This is a genomic window from Paenibacillus sonchi (genome assembly GCF_016772475.1).
In the GTDB taxonomy this organism is placed as follows: Bacteria; Bacillota; Bacilli; order Paenibacillales; family Paenibacillaceae; genus Paenibacillus_AQ; species Paenibacillus_AQ sonchi.
Genome location: NZ_CP068595.1, coordinates 6,228,055 through 6,247,042 on the forward strand (window position 1 = coordinate 6,228,055; position 18,988 = coordinate 6,247,042).

15 protein-coding genes and 1 pseudogene are annotated in these 18,988 nt (G+C 51.7%); all 16 read right to left on the reverse strand.

The window, feature by feature from the left end; translation table 11 throughout:
* Nucleotides 1-25: 25 nt before the first annotated feature.
* The gene (gene rpsO, locus JI735_RS27875; RefSeq protein ID WP_019910460.1) at nt 26-295 is read right to left on the reverse strand and encodes a 30S ribosomal protein S15; all 270 of its coding nucleotides are present in this window, start codon (nt 293-295) and stop codon (nt 26-28) included.
* 150 nt (nt 296-445) lie between these two features.
* A complete protein-coding gene (locus JI735_RS27880; protein WP_039836603.1) occupies nt 446-1,393 on the reverse strand; it encodes a bifunctional riboflavin kinase/FAD synthetase in 948 nt (315 codons plus the stop codon).
* A 38-nt stretch (nt 1,394-1,431) separates the two neighbouring features.
* Nucleotides 1,432-2,346, reverse strand: a complete 915-nt coding sequence (gene truB, locus JI735_RS27885; RefSeq protein ID WP_039836602.1) for a tRNA pseudouridine(55) synthase TruB — start codon at nt 2,344-2,346, stop codon at nt 1,432-1,434.
* A complete protein-coding gene (locus JI735_RS27890) occupies nt 2,343-3,320 on the reverse strand; it encodes a DHH family phosphoesterase (RefSeq protein ID WP_039836601.1) in 978 nt (325 codons plus the stop codon). Before JI735_RS27890 ends, truB begins: the two co-directional genes overlap by 4 nt.
* Nucleotides 3,321-3,341: 21 nt before the next feature.
* Nucleotides 3,342-3,695, reverse strand: a complete 354-nt coding sequence (gene rbfA, locus JI735_RS27895; protein WP_020434078.1) for a 30S ribosome-binding factor RbfA — start codon at nt 3,693-3,695, stop codon at nt 3,342-3,344.
* Between the two features lie 17 nt (nt 3,696-3,712).
* On the reverse strand, nt 3,713-6,343 hold the full coding sequence (infB, locus tag JI735_RS27900; RefSeq protein ID WP_202676643.1) for a translation initiation factor IF-2: 2,631 nt from the start codon (nt 6,341-6,343) through the stop codon (nt 3,713-3,715).
* Nucleotides 6,341-6,659, reverse strand: a pseudogene (locus JI735_RS27905) (YlxQ family RNA-binding protein); the annotation flags it as partial. The pseudogene JI735_RS27905 and the gene infB, both read right to left, overlap by 3 nt.
* On the reverse strand, nt 6,652-6,960 hold the full coding sequence (gene rnpM, locus JI735_RS27910; protein WP_020434080.1) for an RNase P modulator RnpM: 309 nt from the start codon (nt 6,958-6,960) through the stop codon (nt 6,652-6,654). The pseudogene JI735_RS27905 and the gene rnpM, both read right to left, overlap by 8 nt.
* 35 nt (nt 6,961-6,995) lie before the next feature.
* On the reverse strand, nt 6,996-8,093 hold the full coding sequence (nusA, locus tag JI735_RS27915) for a transcription termination factor NusA (RefSeq protein WP_039836595.1): 1,098 nt from the start codon (nt 8,091-8,093) through the stop codon (nt 6,996-6,998).
* Nucleotides 8,094-8,119: 26 nt separating this feature from the next.
* A complete protein-coding gene (gene rimP, locus JI735_RS27920) occupies nt 8,120-8,587 on the reverse strand; it encodes a ribosome maturation factor RimP (protein WP_020434082.1) in 468 nt (155 codons plus the stop codon).
* Between the two features lie 201 nt (nt 8,588-8,788).
* Nucleotides 8,789-13,114 (reverse strand): PolC-type DNA polymerase III, encoded by a 4,326-nt coding sequence (locus JI735_RS27925; protein WP_039836594.1) that lies wholly within the window; start codon nt 13,112-13,114, stop codon nt 8,789-8,791.
* 178 nt (nt 13,115-13,292) lie between these two features.
* Nucleotides 13,293-14,741, reverse strand: a complete 1,449-nt coding sequence (gene proS, locus JI735_RS27930; RefSeq protein WP_039836593.1) for a proline--tRNA ligase — start codon at nt 14,739-14,741, stop codon at nt 13,293-13,295.
* 35 nt (nt 14,742-14,776) lie between these two features.
* Nucleotides 14,777-16,051: an RIP metalloprotease RseP gene (gene rseP, locus JI735_RS27935; RefSeq protein ID WP_039836592.1), complete on the reverse strand. Its 1,275-nt coding sequence runs from the start codon at nt 16,049-16,051 to the stop codon at nt 14,777-14,779.
* 148 nt (nt 16,052-16,199) lie between these two features.
* Nucleotides 16,200-17,339: a 1-deoxy-D-xylulose-5-phosphate reductoisomerase gene (locus JI735_RS27940; protein ID WP_039836590.1), complete on the reverse strand. Its 1,140-nt coding sequence runs from the start codon at nt 17,337-17,339 to the stop codon at nt 16,200-16,202.
* Nucleotides 17,340-17,360: 21 nt separating this feature from the next.
* On the reverse strand, nt 17,361-18,164 hold the full coding sequence (locus JI735_RS27945) for a phosphatidate cytidylyltransferase (protein ID WP_039836588.1): 804 nt from the start codon (nt 18,162-18,164) through the stop codon (nt 17,361-17,363).
* 21 nt (nt 18,165-18,185) lie between these two features.
* A complete protein-coding gene (locus JI735_RS27950; protein ID WP_039836587.1) occupies nt 18,186-18,956 on the reverse strand; it encodes an undecaprenyl pyrophosphate synthase in 771 nt (256 codons plus the stop codon).
* Nucleotides 18,957-18,988: the final 32 nt, after the last annotated feature.

The following is an 18,988-nucleotide window of genomic DNA, read 5'->3' on the forward strand; positions in this document are numbered from 1 at the left end:
GCTTTAGGGTAATGATTATGGAAAATTAGCGACGCAATCCCAGTTTTTCGATCAGGGCGCTGTAACGTCTGATGTCTTTGTTCTTCAAATACGCCAGCAGTTTACGACGTTGTCCAACCATCTTCAGCAGTCCGCGGCGGGAATGGTGATCCTTCTTGTGCGTACGCAAGTGGTCAGTCAAATTAACGATGTTCTCCGTTAGGATAGCAACTTGCACCTCAGGGGATCCTGTATCGGATTCATGAGTTTTGTGCTCGTCAATCAATTGATGTTTACGTTCTTGAGTCAATGCCATCCTGTTCACCTCCTTCAATATAATCGCCAATAGCCTCGTCACCGTCGGTGAGAACATGCAACCAAGCTAAGGTTATGATGCTGTCATTCCAGCAACGATAATCAGTATAGCATCTTCGAAGACAAATGTAAACGGCATGTCCACAGTGAATCAGGATTCTGCTTCCAGCAGGCTTTTAGCAGTGTTGGCATCCTCGCCAATCTGCGCGATCAAGGCATCAATGGAGTCGAACTTGCGTTCAGGACGGATGTATGAAACCAGCTCCACCTTAAGCTCCTGCCCGTAGATATCTCCTGCAAAATCAAACAGATGCACCTCAAAGCTGGGCGCTGTTACCCCTTCGTGGAAGGTTGGCTTTACACCAACGTTCATTACCCCGTGCAGAACTTCGTCTTTATAGAAGACTCTGACCGCATATACCCCCTTGGCGGGAACAACATACCGGTCTTCGAGCTGCACATTGGCTGTGGGAAAACCTATAGTGCGTCCGCGCTTCTCTCCATGAACTACCGTTCCCCGCAGATGATAACAGCGCCCGAACCATGTATTCGCCAGGGTAAGATCACCATTCTGGAGACTCTTGCGTATCCCGGAGCTGCTTACCTTCTGTCCGTCAATCAGGAACGGAGGAGCAGTCAGGACATTCATCGCCCCATCCCCCAGCTCACGGAGCCTGTCGGGATCACCTGCGCCCAGATAGCCGAAACGGAAATCAAAGCCAACCACGGCAGTTGCAATCTGCAGCGGCAGCAGCATCACAGACACAAAATCCTCCGGACTTACCCGGGACAACTGCTCGTTAAATTCAATAATATACAAAATATCGACACCCATGCCGGCAAGAATCTCCTGCTTGTCCTTCGCCGGGGTCAAATATCCGTCATAATCTCCTTTGCCCATGACATCCTTGGGATGCGGATGGAAGGTCATGACTGCAGCCGGTACGCCTTCTTTGCGGGCCAGTTCAACAGCGGATGCAATGACACTGGCGTGTCCGCGGTGCAGCCCGTCAAACTGACCCAGGGCAGCCACTTGCGGCTGTGCCCACTTCGCCGCGGTCTCCGGCGGTATCGGATAGCTTAAGGTTATGGTTCTCACGCTGTTTCTCACCTACAATTCACTAATGAAATTAATAGTCAAGCTTGTGCAAATACTTTAACAGGCGCGATAGCTCCGGTTTCTTCCAATACATATATCCCCAGGAACCCGCCCTGCTCATCATAAAGCCGAAAATGCCCACTATGCTTTACCTCAGGCGCCACATGACGGAGAGACAGACGCTGCCCCTGGAGCGCTGCTTTTTTCTTCCCGTCCATCACTGTATGTCTGGGCAAATGGGAGACCGCCTCGTCCGCCGCAATCAAATGCGCCTCCAGGGTGCCTGCTTCCTTGTGTTCAGCGATCTGTTCCAGGGTCAGGCAATGGCTTGCTGATATCCCGGCAGACATCGTCCGCTCAAGCTTCACCATGACACCGGGAAGTCCAAGCGCCCGGCCGATATCCACGCATAGGGTACGGATGTATGTGCCTTTAGAGCACAGCACACGAAACGTAACATCCGGATGATTACCGTTCCAGACCATGCCGGTCATTTCAATCTCATAGATTTCCACTTCACGGCTCTTACGCTCAACGGTTTTGCCTTCCCGGGCCAGCTCATAGAGGCGCTTCCCGTCAACCTTGACAGCGGAATACATGGGTGGAACCTGAGAAATCACACCTTGAAAAGATTTAAGCACTGCGAGTACTTCGGCTTCCGTAACATGCACCTCTTCAACAGTTTCCGTAATCGTTCCGGTTAAATCCTCGGTATCACTGGATAAGCCGAGACGCAGCGTGGCTACATATTCCTTAGGCAGTTCCTGGATGTATTCCACGACACGCGTTGCCCGTCCAAGACAAAGAGGCAGGACACCGGTCACTTGAGGATCAAGCGTTCCCGTGTGGCCGATCCGCTTCATGCCGAGAATGCGCCGGGCCTTGGCGACAACATCATGTGAAGTGAAGCCAGCAGGCTTATAGACAGCCAGCACACCTGTAAGCTCACTCATAAATGTCGTCTGACCTCCTGAAGCACCATTGGAATAGCATCTTCCAGTGTCGCATCGATACGCGCACCTGCAGCCCGGGTATGTCCGCCTCCGCCAAACACTTGCGCCAAAGCGGCAACATCTACTTTACCTGCAGACCGGAAACTTGCCTTTACGGCACGCTCATGAATAACCTTGAACAGAATTCCTACCTCCACACCCCGGATATTGCGCGGATAATTAACGATACCTTCAAGATCTTCGTTTGCGGCTTCGCAATCCAGCATATCCTGAGGTGTTATGGATACCCAGGCTATGTCGCCTTCCGGGGAGAGCTGCAAAGTACTCAGCGCCCGGTTCAGCACCTTGACCTGTCCCAGTGTCATCTCCTCCAGCAGCGTTTCCGCAAGCATTGGACCATTGACACCAAGCTCAAGCAGCTCAGATACCGCCGCCATCACTTTAGGGGAAGTATTGCTGTAACGAAAGCCTCCGGTATCCGTAAGCAGTCCGGTATAGAGGGCTGTCGCAATGTCAATATCCCATTCGACCTCAAATGTCTTCAGCAGATCGAATAAAATCTCCGCAGTTGCAGCAGCATCAGGCTTAATCAGATTAACGGAGCCATAACCGTTGTTCGTAGGATGATGATCAATATTTACGATGAGGGCATCGGAGGCAAAATGGCGCTGGGTCAGGCCTACACGCTGAAAATCGGCGCAATCAACGCAAATGACACGGCTGTACTCGCGGGGCAGATCCCCTTCTGCCAGATTGGCAATCTCACCGGCATGCCATAAGTATTCCATCCGCTGCGGGATCGGCCCTTCGTTCAGCATAGTATATTTTTTGCCCAGACATGAGAGAAGCCAGCCCACCGCGAGGGTGGAGCTGACTGCATCTCCGTCCGGCTGAATATGCGACACTACAAGATAGTCGTCGTGTTCCAGCAGAAACTTACGGGTCTGCTGGAGACTTTGTTCATAGCTCTGCATTCGCCGTCTCCTTTATGATTCCTAGCTTTCTTCATTCTTGCCAATTTCGCCAAGCAGCTTCTCGATATGGCTTCCGTAAGCAACGGATTCATCAATCTTGAAGATCAGCTCAGGTGTATGGCGCAGGCGGATCGCCTTGCCAAGCTCCGAGCGGAGAAAGCCATTGGCTTTCTCAATCGCCTTTAGGGAACCTGTGACCTGCTCTTCATCCCCGAAAACGCTCAGGTATACTTTGGCCTGTGACAAATCGTTCGTCACATCAACGCCCGTTACAGTTACAAACCCGATGCGCGGGTCTTTAAGTCCGCTTTGGATCAGCTGGCTGAGTTCTTTTTTAATCTGCTCGCCAACCCGTCCGGCTCTAATTTTAGACATCTATATCACCTCTTCGCTTAGCGCTCAACCGTCTCCATGATAAACGCTTCGATAATGTCGCCTTCGACGACATCATTATAGCGTTCCAAAGTTATGCCACATTCATAACCCTGTGCCACTTCTTTGGCATCATCTTTGAAACGTTTCAAGGTGTCGATCTTGCCTTGGAAGACTACAATACCGCTGCGGATCAGGCGCATTTCGGCATTGCGGGTAATTTTGCCGGAAGTAACCATACAACCTGCAATGGTCCCCACTTTGCTGATTTTGAAGACGTTGCGCACTTCGGCATGGCCGATAATGTTCTCTTTGTAGACGGGATCAAGCATGCCTTTCATGGCACTTTCAATTTCTTCGATGACATTGTATATGATGTTGTGCAGACGGACATCCACTTTTTCCTGCTCTGCTGCAGCTTTGGTCTGCGCATCCGGACGCACGTTGAAGCCGATTACGATCGCATTGGAAGCTGCCGCCAGCGTAATGTCGGATTCTGTAATCGCACCCGCACCACTATGGATAATCTTCACACGCACGCCTTCAACTTCAATTTTGGCCAAAGAGCCTTTGAGCGCCTCAACCGAACCCTGCACGTCACCTTTGATTATTACGTTCAGGTCTTTGATCTCGCCTTCCTTGATGTGCTTGAACAGATCATCCAGGGTTACCCGGGTGTTCGTATTCAGCTCAGACTGGCGCTGCGACGTGGAACGTCTGTCTGCAATCGCACGGGCTTTACGCTCATCTTCAAACGCCATGAACGGATCGCCGGCTTGCGGAACTTCAGTCAGACCCGTGATTTCCACCGGTGTGGAAGGACCTGCTTCCTTGATCTTGCGTCCTTTGTCATTCACCATGGCGCGCACGCGTCCGAAGCAGTTCCCTGCTACAAAGGCGTCGCCGACTTTCAGGGTACCATTCTGCACGAGAATCCGGGCAACCGGTCCACGATTCTTATCAAGCTCTGCTTCAATGACAGTACCGCGCGCCCGTTTGTCAGGGTTAGCTTTGTACTCATTCACTTCAGCAACGAGCAGAATCATTTCCAGCAGCTCTTCAAGGTTGATGCGCTGCTTGGCAGACAGGTTGACGAAGATGGTGTCTCCGCCCCACTCTTCCGGCACCAGCTCATAGTTGGTAAGCTCCTGCTTCACCCGGTCAGGGTCTGCACCCGGTTTGTCAATCTTGTTGACAGCAACAATGATCGGCAGGCCTGCAGCCTTGGCATGGTTGATTGCTTCCACCGTCTGCGGCATTACACCGTCATCGGCAGCGACTACGATAATGGTCATATCCGTTACCTGGGCACCACGGGCACGCATCGCGGTAAACGCTTCGTGGCCTGGTGTATCGAGGAACGTGATTTTTTTATGGTTGATTTCGACTTGATAAGCACCGATATGCTGGGTAATCCCGCCAGCTTCTCCGCCGGTTACATTCGTAGAGCGAATGGCATCCAGCAAGGTCGTTTTACCATGGTCAACGTGACCCATGATGGTTACGACCGGCGGACGAGTCTGCAGATCCTCTTCGGAATCGTTCTCTTCCATGGTCTCGAAGCTGTCTTCATCCACTGGAATCTTCACTTCTACTTCCACTCCGAATTCGCTGGAGAGCAGCAGAATCGTATCAATGTCAAGCTCCTGGTTAATTGTAGCCATAACCCCCATGGAAATCAGCTTCTTGATGACTTCAGAAGCATCCTTATGGAGCAGTTTGGCAGTCTCGCCCACAGTCATGCTGCCGCGGACAATGATTTTCTTAGGCGTGTTGTCAATCTTCTCACGGCGTTCCACCGGCTGATTGTTCCGGCCACGGTTGTTTTTACCGCCCCGGCCGCGGAAATTGCCGCCTTTGCCGTCTTCAAAACGTTTTTGACCGCTGTTGTTATTCGGTCTGCCGCCGGTTGTGTTCTTCTTGGGTCCTCTGTCGCCGCCGCGGGAGAAATCACCGCCGCCTTGGCCTTGTGGACGGCTGTCAGCTGTACGTGCTCCGCCTTGACCCTGTGGACGGTCGCCCGTACGCGGCGCACCGCCGCCTTGGCCTTGCGGGCGGCTGCCCGTAGAGCTGCCTTGCGGACGGCTGCCGCTTGTGCTGCCTTGTGAACGGTTGCCCGCGGAATTGCCTTGCGGACGGTTGCCGCCTGTGGAATTGCCCTGAGGACGGCCGTTATTGGAGCTGCCTTGTGAACGGCTGCCGCTTGTGCTGCCTTGCGGGCGGTTGCCGCCTGTGCTGCTGTGCGGACGTGAATTTTGTGTTGAACCTGATGTTGCTCTGCGGGAATCTTGTCCGCTTTGGGGCCTTGGGGACGTCGTCGATTGGTTGTTGTTTTGGTTACTGTTCATACCTACCTGCTTTTCCGGTTGATTTTTGTTGGCATTCTGAGCGCTCTGGGGTTCAGCGGTTACCGTTCCGGCAGATGCCGGACGGCTGCTGGTTCCGCTATCCCGCTTGGCTGCAGCATTTGACTTGATATCCTTGAAGAACTGTTCCACTTTGCTCACGGAGCCATTCTCCATGACACTCATATGATTATTCACAGGGACATTCAAACGCTTCAGAATTGTAATAATTTCTTTACTGCTCATGTTGAGCGATTTCGCGTATTCATACACGCGCAGCTTATCCTTATTGTCTTCTTTAGTCAATAACTCCACCTCCGACAGTATCTCCCAGCACTCTGGAGATCATTTCCGCGAATCCTTTATCCGTAACGGCCAGCACTACGCGCTGGTCTTTACCAATACTTGCACCGAGCTCATCCCGGTGAAATGCGATTACTAGTGGAATATCGTAGGTTCCGCACTTGTCACGGAACTTTTTCTGAGTATTTTCTGAAGCGTCACCCGCCAGGACGACCAGCTTCGCCTCCGAAGACCGTACCGCTTTCAGCACAGCTTCGTCGCCGGTGACAATCTTGCCCGCTCTCATGGCGAGCCCTAAATAAGAAAGTGCCTTACTCATTGTCCTCACTATCCTTCGCTGCCAGAAACTGCTCCTCCACGGATGCAAAATCCCGGGCAAGCTGGGCATAAATTTCCGGACTCACTTGACATTTGAGTGCACGGTCAAGCGCCTTGTTCTTTTGTGCCAGCTTAAAACATTCCAGTTTGCCGCATATATAAGCGCCGCGGCCCGACTTTTTGCCCGTCAGGTCAATCAGCACTTCGCCCTCCGGCGTTCTCACCACTCGAATCAGCTCTTTTTTGGGCATCATCTCCTGGCTGGCAACGCATTTGCGCATCGGCACCTTACGCTGTTTCATGTCAATCGCCTCCCCTCTAAAATAGAGCAGGTTGATTAGTCAATGGAGACGGAATCCTGATGCATTTCATCATTAGAAGTTCTTGGTCTGCCGTATTCCTGCTCTGCCTGGCTTTCGCTCTTGATATCAATTTTCCAGCCGGTCAGCTTGGCGGCAAGGCGGGCATTCTGCCCTTTAATGCCGATGGCCAGCGACAATTGATAGTCAGGAACAATGACACGGGCCATTTTCTCCGCTTCAAAGACCTGAACCTCAAGCACCTTGGACGGGCTAAGCGCGTTAGCCACATACTCCTGAACCGTATCGGAATAACGGACGATATCAATTTTCTCGCCGCGAAGCTCAGTGACGATCGTCTGAACACGCGTGCCTCTAGGACCTACGCATGAACCAACCGGGTCCACTTCCGGGTTGCGCGAGAAGACGGCAATCTTGGAACGGAATCCGGCTTCGCGGGCTACGGAACGAATTTCGACGACACCGTCAAAAATTTCCGGAACCTCAAGCTCGAACAGGCGTTTCAAGAGTCCGGGATGACTGCGGGACAGCATGATCTGCGGCCCTTTGGTCGTGTTCTCAACCTTGGTGATATAGGCCTTGATACGTTCGCTTTGCTTGAATTTCTCACCCGGCATCAGTTCGCTGAGCGGCAGCACCGCTTCGATTTTGCCAAGGTCCACATAGATGTTGCGCATATCCTGACGCTGCACTAGGCCGGTAACAATGTCATCTTCCTTGTCGATAAAAGCATTATAAATCAGTCCGCGCTCCGCTTCACGAATGCGCTGGGTCACGACCTGCTTGGCCGTCTGAGCGGCAATGCGGCCGAAATCACGCGGTGTTACTTCAAGCTCGGCGATATCCTCCAGCTGGAAATGCGGGTTGATCTCACGCGCGGACATCAGCGAGATTTCGGTGCGGGTATCCAGCACTTCCTCGACAATCAGCTTGCGGGCGAACACCTTGATTACGCCTGTGTTGCGGTTCATGTCCACACGCACATTCTGCGCGGCATTGAAGTTGCGTTTATAGCTTGAGATCAGCGCAGCTTCAATGGCTTCGAACAACACATCCTTGCTGATGCCCTTCTCTCTTTCCAGTTCATTCATAGCTTCGATAAAATCCATACTCATGAAATTCCGGTCCCCCTTTCAAGACGTTAAAAAATAATGGCCAATCTCGCACTGGCGACTTTGGCGTACGGTACAACATGTTCTTTTTTGCCCGCGGAGATGAGCAGTTCCTCGTTCTCGAACGAAAGCAAACGACCTTCGAATTCCTTAAGTCCTTGAATCGGTTCATATACCGTTACATAGACGTCCTTGCCAACCGCTTTGGCAACATCCGCAGCTTTTTTGAGCGGACGTTCAGCACCCGGCGAGGAAACCTCAAGGAAATACGCCTCAGGTATAGGATCATTCTCATCCAGCTTCTGGCTGAAATATTCGCTGATGGTACCGCAGTCATCAATATCAATGCCGCCTTCCTTGTCCACGAATATGCGCAAAAACCAGTTGGAGCCTTCCTTCACATATTCAACGTCCACCAGTTCGAAACCATTGTCCTCGAGATAGGGCCCGAGCATCTGCTCTACCGTTTGTTTAATTTTGGATTTGGGTGTGCTCAAAAGAAAATAACCTCCACGAACTTGTCTTTTGCTATATACCAAAGATAAAGAGTGGGTTTCCCCACTCTTTACACAACGGACTTATCTCATTATTACCAAAAAAATTATACCATAGTGCATCATCACTGACAAGTGCCGGCCCTTGACTGCCTCATTCGGCAGGGCATAAAAAGGGGGTTCAACTCCACTTTGTGGGGGTGTTTAGAACAGTGAAAGCTGGTTGCTCTCCGGCAATCCGCGGAAGCAGCCCATGCCGTTCAGCAGTTCGACAACCGTTTTGCTCGCCTTTGATTTCTGCTGGAAATCTTCAATGGACAGAAACTCTCCCGCATCCTTGGCGGCAGCGATATTAATGGCGGCATTCTCTCCGATTCCCGCCAGAGAAGAGAACGGAGGAATCAGGCTGGTGCCGTCGACGGTAAATTTGGTGGCGTCGGAACGGTACAAATCGATATTCTTGAAGGTGAAGCCGCGAGCGGTCATCTCCAGGGCCATTTCCAGCACAGGCAGCATCGCTTTTTCCTTCGGCAGCGCCTGGAAGCCTTTCTGCTCAATTTCTACGATTTGCCGGCCGATCGCCTCATAGCCTTTGCAGCATAATTCAATGTCAAAATCAGCCGCCCGGACCGAAAAATAGGTCGCATAATATTCAATAGGATGATACAGCTTGAAATAAGCAGTTCGTACTGCGGAAATAACATAGGCGGCAGCATGCGCCTTCGGGAACATGTACTGAATCTTCAGACAGGAATCAATATACCATCCCGGAACCTTGCATTTCTTCATTTCCTCGATCCATTCGGCGGACAAGCCCTTGCCCTTACGGACACTCTCAGTAATTTTGAAGGCCAGGCCTGCATCCATTCCCGCCTTGTAGATCAGGTAGAGCATGATATCATCGCGGCAGCCGATAACCGTCTTGATGTTGCAGGTGTTGTTCTTGATAAGCTCCTGGGCGTTCCCCAGCCACACCCCTGTTCCGTGGGACAGTCCGGAGATCTGCAGCAGGTCGGCAAAGCTTGACGGCTTCGACTCTACCAGCATCTGCCGGACAAACTTGGTCCCCATCTCCGGCACTCCATACGTGGCTACCGGTGTACGGATCTGGTCCGGACTGACTCCAAGCGCCTCCGTGGAATTGAACATGCTCATCACCTTGGGATCATTCATCGGAATGGTCGTCGGATCAACGCCCGTCAAATCCTGAAGCATACGCATCATGGTCGGATCATCGTGTCCCAGAATATCGAGCTTCAGCAGGTTCGCATCGAACGCGTGGTAATCGAAATGGGTTGTCTTCCATTCGGCAGTGACGTCATCCGCAGGGTACTGCACCGGCGTAATATCTTCGATCTCCATATAATCCGGCAAAACGACGATCCCGCCGGGATGCTGGCCTGTACTCCGTTTCACCCCTGTGCAGCCTGCCGCCAGACGCCCGACCTCGGCTCCGCGCCAGCGCTTCTGATGATGCTCCTCGTATTTTTTCGTGAAGCCGAAGGCAGTTTTTTCGGCTACTGTACCGATCGTACCTGCCCGGAAAACATTGTCCGGTCCAAACATGGTCTTGGTGAAATTATGGGCATTCGGCTGATATTCACCCGAAAAGTTAAGATCGATATCGGGAACCTTATCTCCCTTGAACCCGAGGAAGGTTTCAAAAGGAATATCCTGCCCTTCACCTCTAAGCTTGCCTCCACAGTTCGGGCAATCCTTGTCCGGGAGGTCGAAGCCGCTCGGCACACTGCCGTCAAGGAACCACTCGCTGTGCCGGCACTCCGGATTAACGCAGATATAATGGGCCGGCAGCGGATTTACCTCAGAGATCCCAAGGAAGGTTGCTACTACTGATGATCCTACGGAACCACGGGAGCCTACCAGATAGCCGTCCTGATTCGATTTTTTTACCAGCCGCTCCGAGATCAGATAGTTGGCAGAGAAGCCGTATTTGATAATCGGGGCAAGTTCTTTTTCGAGCCGGGCAACGACGACCTCAGGCAGCTCTTCCCCATAGATTGATTTTGCCGTGTTGTAGCAGGTATTGCGGATTTCTTCGTCGGCACCTTCAATAATAGGTGTGAACAGCTCGCTCGGGAAAAGCGGATATTCCTCAAAACGCTCAGCCAGCGCTACAGTGTTAGTGACAACAACCTCCAGCGCTTTTTCCGCACCGAGGAATTCAAATTCAGCCAGCATCTCATCCGTTGTGCGGAAATGGGCGTCCGGCTTTCGCTGGTCCTTCAGCGGGCTGAAGCCGGTGATGCCATGAATCGTAATATCGCGGAACAGCTTGTCCCGCGGCTCCAGATAATGTACATTTCCGGTGGCAATAACCGGCTTGTTCATCTGTTCGCCAATCTCACAGATTTTGCGCACAACATCCCGCAAATCCTCTGGACTGGCCACAAAACCCTTGTCCACCAGGTGCATGTACATCGTCAGCGGCTGGATCTCAAGCACATCGTAAAATTGCGCGACTTCCATCGCTTCTTCTGTGGTCTTGTTCAGCACCGCTTCAAAAAACTCTCCCCGTTCACACCCGGAAATCACCAGCAAGCCGTCCCTGTGCTCTTCAAGCTTGGATTTTGGAATGCAAGGCACGCGCTTGTAATACTCCGTATGTGACATAGAAATCAGCTTATACAGATTCTTTTTGCCGGCCGGATTAAGTGCATATATACCGCAGTGGAACGGCCGGACATTGGAGAGATCGTTGCCGACATAATCATTCAGCCGCTCCAGACGGGTGATGTTCTTCAGCTTTTCCGCGTCAGCCAGCAAGCCGTTCAAAATGCCCCCCAGTGCCACGGTATCATCCACCGCACGGTGATGGCTCTCCAGCAGAACTTTATATTTATCCGCCAATGTGTTCAGCCGGTGGTTCTTCATGCTCGGGAACAAGAGACGGGCCAGCTCCAGAGTATCCAGCGAGGGGTTCGGCAATACCGGCTTGCCCAGCTTTGTCAGTGATGCCTGGATAAACCCCATATCAAATCTGGCATTGTGGGCGACCAGGACGCTGTCCCCGACAAACTCCACGAACTCCTCCAGCACAGGCTCCAGATCCGGGGCATCCTTCACCATTTCATCGGTGATGTTGGTCAGCTGCTGAATATGGTACGGGATTTTTTCATGCGGATTGACGAATGTCGTATAACGGTCCAGCTCCTTGCCTTCACACATTTTGACAGCCGCCAGCTCTGTAATATTATTGCGCGTAATCGACAAACCGGTGGTCTCGATATCGAACACAACATAAGTAGCTTTCTTCAGGTCAAGCGGCTGCGGATTCTCGACAATATTCACCGAATCATTAACGACATTGGCTTCCACGCCGTAGAGCATTTTGATTTTGTGCTTGTGGGCAGCGTGATCTGCATCCGGGAAACTCTGGACGACACCGTGATCCGAGACGGCAATCGCCGGATGCCCCCATTTTGCGGCTGTTTTGACATAGGCATCAATGGGTGCGACCGCATCCATCGTGCTCATTGTCGTATGCAGATGGAATTCTACCCGTTTCACTGGAGCCAGATCTTTACGGGCAGGAGGCGCCTGCACCTCGCACAAATCTGAAGGAATCATGACCAGCTCGGGAATCTGCATAAAACGGTCGTATTCCACTTTGCCGCGTGCTCTGACCCACTTGCCGTTCGCCAGTTGGCCCATGATCTTCAAATCTTCCTTCGTCTTGGCAAACATTTTGATTTGCAGCGAATCCGTAAAGTCCGTGATGCAGAAAGTGAACAGCGTATTGCCGTTGCGCAGCTCTTTGCTCTCAAGGCCGAAGATGGTTCCCTGGATGGTGATTTTCTTTTCTTCATCCTGGATTTCAATGATCGGTACAGCCTGCTCCTTGATCTCATATCCTACCTGGAGCTTGATCACTTCGTTCGGATCCCCTTCGTCTTCAGGCTCGTCCGGCTCGCTGGCCATCATCATCATTTCCACCAGCTCCCGTTGCTCCTGCTGCAGCTTCTGCTGGAATTCCTCATAGGCATCCGCTTTGCTCTCATTCTCGGCAATCTGCAGCTTAACCTTCAGGGAGAGGCCGAAAAATTTATCGTAAAATTTCACAATCGCGCCTTCGATGCCTTTTTTGCGGGCCAATTCGAGCGACATGGAATCGTTCAGGCTCAGCACCAGCGTACCTTTCTGCAGTTCTTGAGTGGAACGCGTCAGCCAGCCATTCACAGAAGGAATCTCCCGCTGCACCCATTCCAGAAAAAGCCCCCAATATTCCTGCACAAGCTCCGCTCTGCTGATTTTTTCATCATATAGGAACAAAAAGCTGACTTTGGCAATATGCTGCAGCTTCTCACGCATTCTGAGTACAAAGGTCCGGTACGTCTGGGCCGGAACCAAACTTTCTTTGACAATAACAATATGCCAATCATGATTGCCGCGGCTGATCTCCACACGTTCAATGTGTCCGTCCAAGAAGTAGGGATCAATGATTGCGGGCGGAATTTCTCCCTGCTTCATCAAAAGCTCGAACCGCTTTCTTCTCTCCACGTTCTGTTCCATGCTTCCCCCACCTAACTTACGCAATGATAAAAATGCCCAATCCCGGAATAAAATAAAAAATCAGATTGTAAAAAGCTTCCGGGTCAAAAAGCTTTGGGTTCTTTCGGCCCGCCGACTCCTCTCACCAGAAGCTAGATTTACGCGCTTGAATCATAATCATAAACAATACAGAAGCAAATTAATAGGCTTTGGCAAAAACAACCGTATGCTCTGCCGGCTTGCCGCAGCAAATGCAGACTTGCTTGTTCTCCGCAGGGTTAAACGGAATGTTGCGGCTGGTTGCGCCGGTTTCTTCCTTGACCTTGGATTCGCATTCCTCGGAGCCGCACCAGCCTGCCAGCGCAAAGCCGCGTTTCTCTTCCATAGAAGCTTTCATTTCATCGAGCGTATCTACCGAATAAAAATGATCCTCGCGGAATTTCAGCGCGCGCTCGAACATCTCGTTATGCACCTGCTCCAGCATCGCCTGCACTTCTTCCACCAGGTTCTCCTGCTGAATAACCTTCTTCTCTCCGCTGATCCGCGAGACCAGCACACAAACGCCGTTCTCCATATCACGCGGCCCCAGCTCCAGACGGACTGGCACTCCGCGCATTTCGTACTCATTGAATTTCCAGCCCGGAGTCACATCTGCCCGGTCGTCCACACGCACCCGGATGCCTGCACTTTTGAGCTCTTTGAACAGCTCATCCGTACGCCCAATGACAGCGTCACGGGTTTTGGGAGGGCCGATCGGAATCATAATGACTTGAGTAGGCGCAACTTTTGGAGGCAGTGCAAGCCCGCGGTCATCACCGTGCACCATAATCATCGAACCGATCAGGCGTGTGCTTGTCCCCCAGGAAGTGGTGTGTACATACTCAAGCACGTTGTCCCGGCTCAGATACTGGATTTCAAACGCAACCGCAAATTTGGTGCCCAGATAATGCGAGGTTCCCGCCTGCACGGCACGCCCATCTTTCATCATCGCTTCAATGGAATACGTATCTACCGCACCGGCAAAACGTTCCGAAGGCGTCTTCTGGCCGGTAATGACCGGTATCGCCAGATAGCCTTCTACAAAATCACGGTAGATCTCCAGCATCTGCATCGTTTCTTCTCGCGCTTCAGTCTCATTTTCATGGGCGGTGTGGCCCTCCTGCCAGAGAAACTCGCTCGTGCGGATGAAAGGCAGTGTGCGTTTCTCCCAGCGGACTACGTTGGCCCATTGATTGATCAGGACCGGCAGATCCCGGTAAGACTGAATCCATTTGGAATACATATGGCCGATCATCGTTTCCGAAGTCGGACGGATCGCCAGACGTTCTTCCAGTTGATCCCCGCCCGCTTCCGTTACCCAAGGCAGTTCGGGGTTGAAGCCTTCAATATGATCCTTTTCCTTCTGGAAAAAGCTCTCCGGAATGAACATTGGAAAATAAGCGTTCCGGTGCCCGGTCTCCTTGAAGCGGCGGTTCATTTCCTCCTGGATATGCTCCCAGATTTCAAAACCGTCCGGTTTGAACACTATACAGCCGCGGACCGGAGAGTAGTCCATCAAATCCGCTTTTTTGATTACATCAATATACCAGCGTGAGAAATCCTCGCCCTGCGGCGTGATCTCCGTAACGAACTGCTTATCTTTGGCCATTTCTTGAAATCCTCCTAATTTCGCCCACAAAAAAATCAACCGCTGATGAGGCGCAATATATCATTATAAGTAACGGCAATCATCACGAGGAACAGCAGGGCAAAGCCCACGAAATGAACCATGCCTTCCCGGCTTGGATCGACCGGCTTGCCGCGCAGCGCCTCTACACCCAGGAAGACGAGACGGCTCCCGTCCAGCGCCGGAATAGGCAGCAGATTGAATATTCCCAGGTACAGGCTAAGAATTGCCGCCCAATAGGTCAGATATTGAATCCCCTGCTGCGCAATCTGGCCGGTCATCTGGAATGTGCCTACAGGACCGGAAATGTCGTCCATGTTGAACTTGTTGATCAGCTGCTTGAATCCGATGAAGATCAGCTTGGTGGTATCCACCATAGCTGTGCCTGATTTGGTTATCGTCTCTCCAAAACCGGCTTTACGGGTAGGCAGTTCAGGGGTAATCCCTACTTTGCCGCCTTCTTCACCCTCCATGCTGCGGGGAATCATAGATACGTTATAGGTTTCTTCGCCGCGCTGAAGGGTCCACTGCATTTCCTTGCCTTTGGACGCCGACGTCAGCGAAATCATCTTCTGATAATCCCCGCCAATTTTCTCCCCGTTTATGGATACGACGATATCGCCCTTCTGCAGTCCGGCTTCTTCTGCCGGCATGTTCACACTTACATCACCAATCTTCACATACGTAGGGTTTTCAATCTTAATTCCGGCCATTTGCAGATGGATGGCGAATAGCACAAAGGCCAGCAGAAAGTTCATCACCGGTCCGGCAAAAATCGCTATTGCGCGCTGACCCACCGTTTTGCTGCCAAACTGGCGGTCCTTGGGGGCAATCTGTGTCTGCTGGGTACCCTTGATCAGCATAGCTTGGGGATGAACATCATAGACAGTTACTTCCCCATCCACATCAAGGCGGATTTTCAATTCATTCTCCAGATCTGTATACTGCGCTTCCCCACGGATTACATTTCTGCGCGTATCGAGGGAATCCAGGTAAATGTTCTTGACTTTGTTATCTTGTCCGAGTCTTACGGCTATGGTCTGACCAGGGCCAATCTCAATGATCTCCGGGTCTTCACCAGCCATCCGCGCATATCCCCCAAAGGGAAGCAGACGAAGGGTGAACTGAGTTTCATTGCGTTTATAAGAAAACAGTTTCGGGCCGAAACCGATAGCAAATTCCCGCACGAGAATACCGGCGCGTTTGGCAAAATAATAATGCCCCCACTCATGTACTGTCACCAGTACAAAGAACATAAGCACCGTTAAAAAAACGACTCTTACCATTTCCATGCGTAACTTTCCCCCTTTAGGTGTAAGACCGAAGTATGTCCTCTTAATTTATCATTATTCCAAGACCTTGCACAAGAGAATCACCAGCTCCAGCCTATTTTTCAGGGTAAAGCAAAGATTTCTGGTCTAAACCTTGATTTTCACGGTTTTATAGCTTGCCCGCGAGCTCACGGGTTGCCCGGTCACAGTCCTCAATTTGCTCCAGATTCGGATGAGCTTCCAGTTCATGATGCTGAAGCACTTCTTCAATAATCTCTTCAATCCGCAAAAAAGGAATTTCATCACGCAGGAAGCGGGCAACCGCGATTTCGTTAGCAGCATTAAACGCAGTGGTGGCTGTTCCGCCGGCCTTGCCGCACTCAATCGCAAGCTTCAAGGCCGGAAAACGCGCATAATCCATTTCCCTGAAAGTTAAGCGCTGAGCTTCTGCCAAAGACAGCCGTTTCGCCGGTGAAGCCCAGCGGTCCGGATAAGTGAGTGCATATTGGATAGGCACCCGCATATCCGGGTTGCCCAGCTGGGCAATAATACTGCTGTCCCGGAACTCCACGTAGGAATGGATAATACTCTCCGGATGCAGCAGCACCTGAATCTTCTCGTACGGCAGGCCAAACAGCCAGTGCGCTTCAATGACTTCCAGCCCTTTATTAACCATGGTGGCAGAATCAATCGTGATTTTGGCCCCCATGCTCCAGTTGGGATGGCGGAGCGCATCTGCAACCGTAACATGCTTCAGCTGATCCCGTGTATAGTCACGGAAAGAGCCGCCTGAAGCTGTAAGGGTGATGCAGGCAATGTCTTCACGGTTCTCACCGTTCAGACATTGAAATATAGCGGAATGCTCGCTGTCGACCGGCAGCAGTTGAACGCCTTTGCGCTCAGCCAGCTCTGTCACCAGATGTCCGGCTGTTACAAGCGTCTCCTTATTGGCCAGTCCAATATGACGTCCGGCTTCAATAGCCGCAAGCGTTGACCGCAGACCTACACTGCCCATCACAGCCGTCACAACGGTGTCCGCATTGCCTCCGGCAGCAATCTCCACCATTCCTTCGTTTCCGCTGAACAGTTCAACGCCTGGCGGAAGACTGGACCTGATCTCCTCGGCCAGCTCTTTCGTGGACACAGAAACACGGCGCGGCTTGAAGCGCCGGACCTGCTCCAGGAGCAGGGCTGTATTGCTGCCTGCCGAGAGCCCGTCCACTTCGAAGGCATCCGGGTGCATGGCAATCACGTCCAGTGTCTGCGTGCCAATCGAACCCGTAGAGCCGAGAATACTTATTTTTTTCAAAGTAGAACCTTCTCCCTGTCGTTAATAGTAAGGCATAAGCATTACGATATGTACGAAAGGAAATACGATAATCCAGCTGTCGCAGCGGTCAAGAATCCCTCCATGACCAGGCAGCAGCGAGCCTGAATCCTTAATACCGTACACCCGTTTATAGGCTGACTGTACAAGATCTCCAAGCTGACCCAGAACCGCACATGAAAGCCCGATAAGCAGTGCGCGTCCAATAGTCAGCAGATCAGGAATAAATAAGGCAAAGCAGGCGGCAATCAGAATGGAGATCAATACGCCTCCAAGCGCCCCCTCTACTGTTTTGTTGGGGCTGATTGCCGGCCACAGCTTATTCCTGCCAAAGCTCCGGCCTACAAAATAGGCACCTGCATCACTACCCCAAATACAGCACAGCAGCAGGAAGGTCCAGATCACCCCATGCCCGTCACTTGCGCCGCGGGCAATCGCCATATAGGAAAAACCCATTCCTATGTATACAATCCCAGTAAACATCAGAGCTGTTATTTTAATATCCTGCTTGTTCTTGCTGAATACAGTTACCAAGAGGAACAGCAGCAGCAGCAGCCAAATCCCTTGTTCCCAAGACAACCATTCTCGAGCGCCCATTAAATCCCATGGGATCATAAAGCACATTATGGACAAATAACCTAACATGGCGGTACCGCCGAAGGCTCTAGTGCCCGTCATTTTCACAAATTCATAATAGCCGATGAGCGCCATAGCTGTAAGCAGCAGCTGGTACGGCCAGCCTCCCCAAAAGCACAATCCCAAAAACACCGCTCCGGCAACAATTCCGGTAATCAATCGCTGCTTCAAAGGTTCCCATCTCCCATCAGGCTACTTCAGTCCACCATAACGGCGTGTGCGTCGCTGGTACTCCGCCACAGCCTGCAGCAAATGCGTTTTATCAAATTCCGGCCAGTAGGCATCGGTAAACCAAAACTCACTATAGGCAACCTGCCAGAGCATAAAGTTGCTTAGACGCATCTCTCCGCTCGTACGGATCAAAAGATCCGGATCAGGCAGACCTGAGGTCATCAGCCTGTTGTCTATCAGTTCAGAAGTAATATCCTCTGGTGACAGTAAGCCCGCTTGAATATCCCGGCCCAATCCCCGCATGCAGTCTTCGATTTCTTTACGGGAGCCATAATTCAGCGCAAAATTTAATATAAGTCCTGTATTATGCTTGGTCCGCTCCACTGCCTCCTCCATCGCCTTGCGGGTATGGGCGGGCAGGGCATCGGTATCGCCCATCACACGCACTTGCACGTTTTTTTCGATAAGTTCATCCAGCTCCAGAGCCAAAAACTCCACTGGCAGACGCATCAAAAAGTCTACTTCTTCCTTCGGCCGTTTCCAGTTCTCAGTAGAGAAAGCGTACATGGTCAAGAACTCCACTCCCAGATCATTCGCAGCAATCGTGGTACGTTTGACTGCCTTCATCCCGTTCTGGTGCCCGACGATTCGCGGCAAGCCGCGGCGTTTAGCCCAGCGGCCATTCCCATCCATAATAACTGCGACGTGCCGGGGGATGTTATCCGGTGAAATCTCGACTGGCTGCTCCTGCCTGTCTTTACGGCTCAGCCACGCTTGAATCCGTTTGATCATTTCCGTTTCCTCCAAGCTCTTATCAGAAAGAG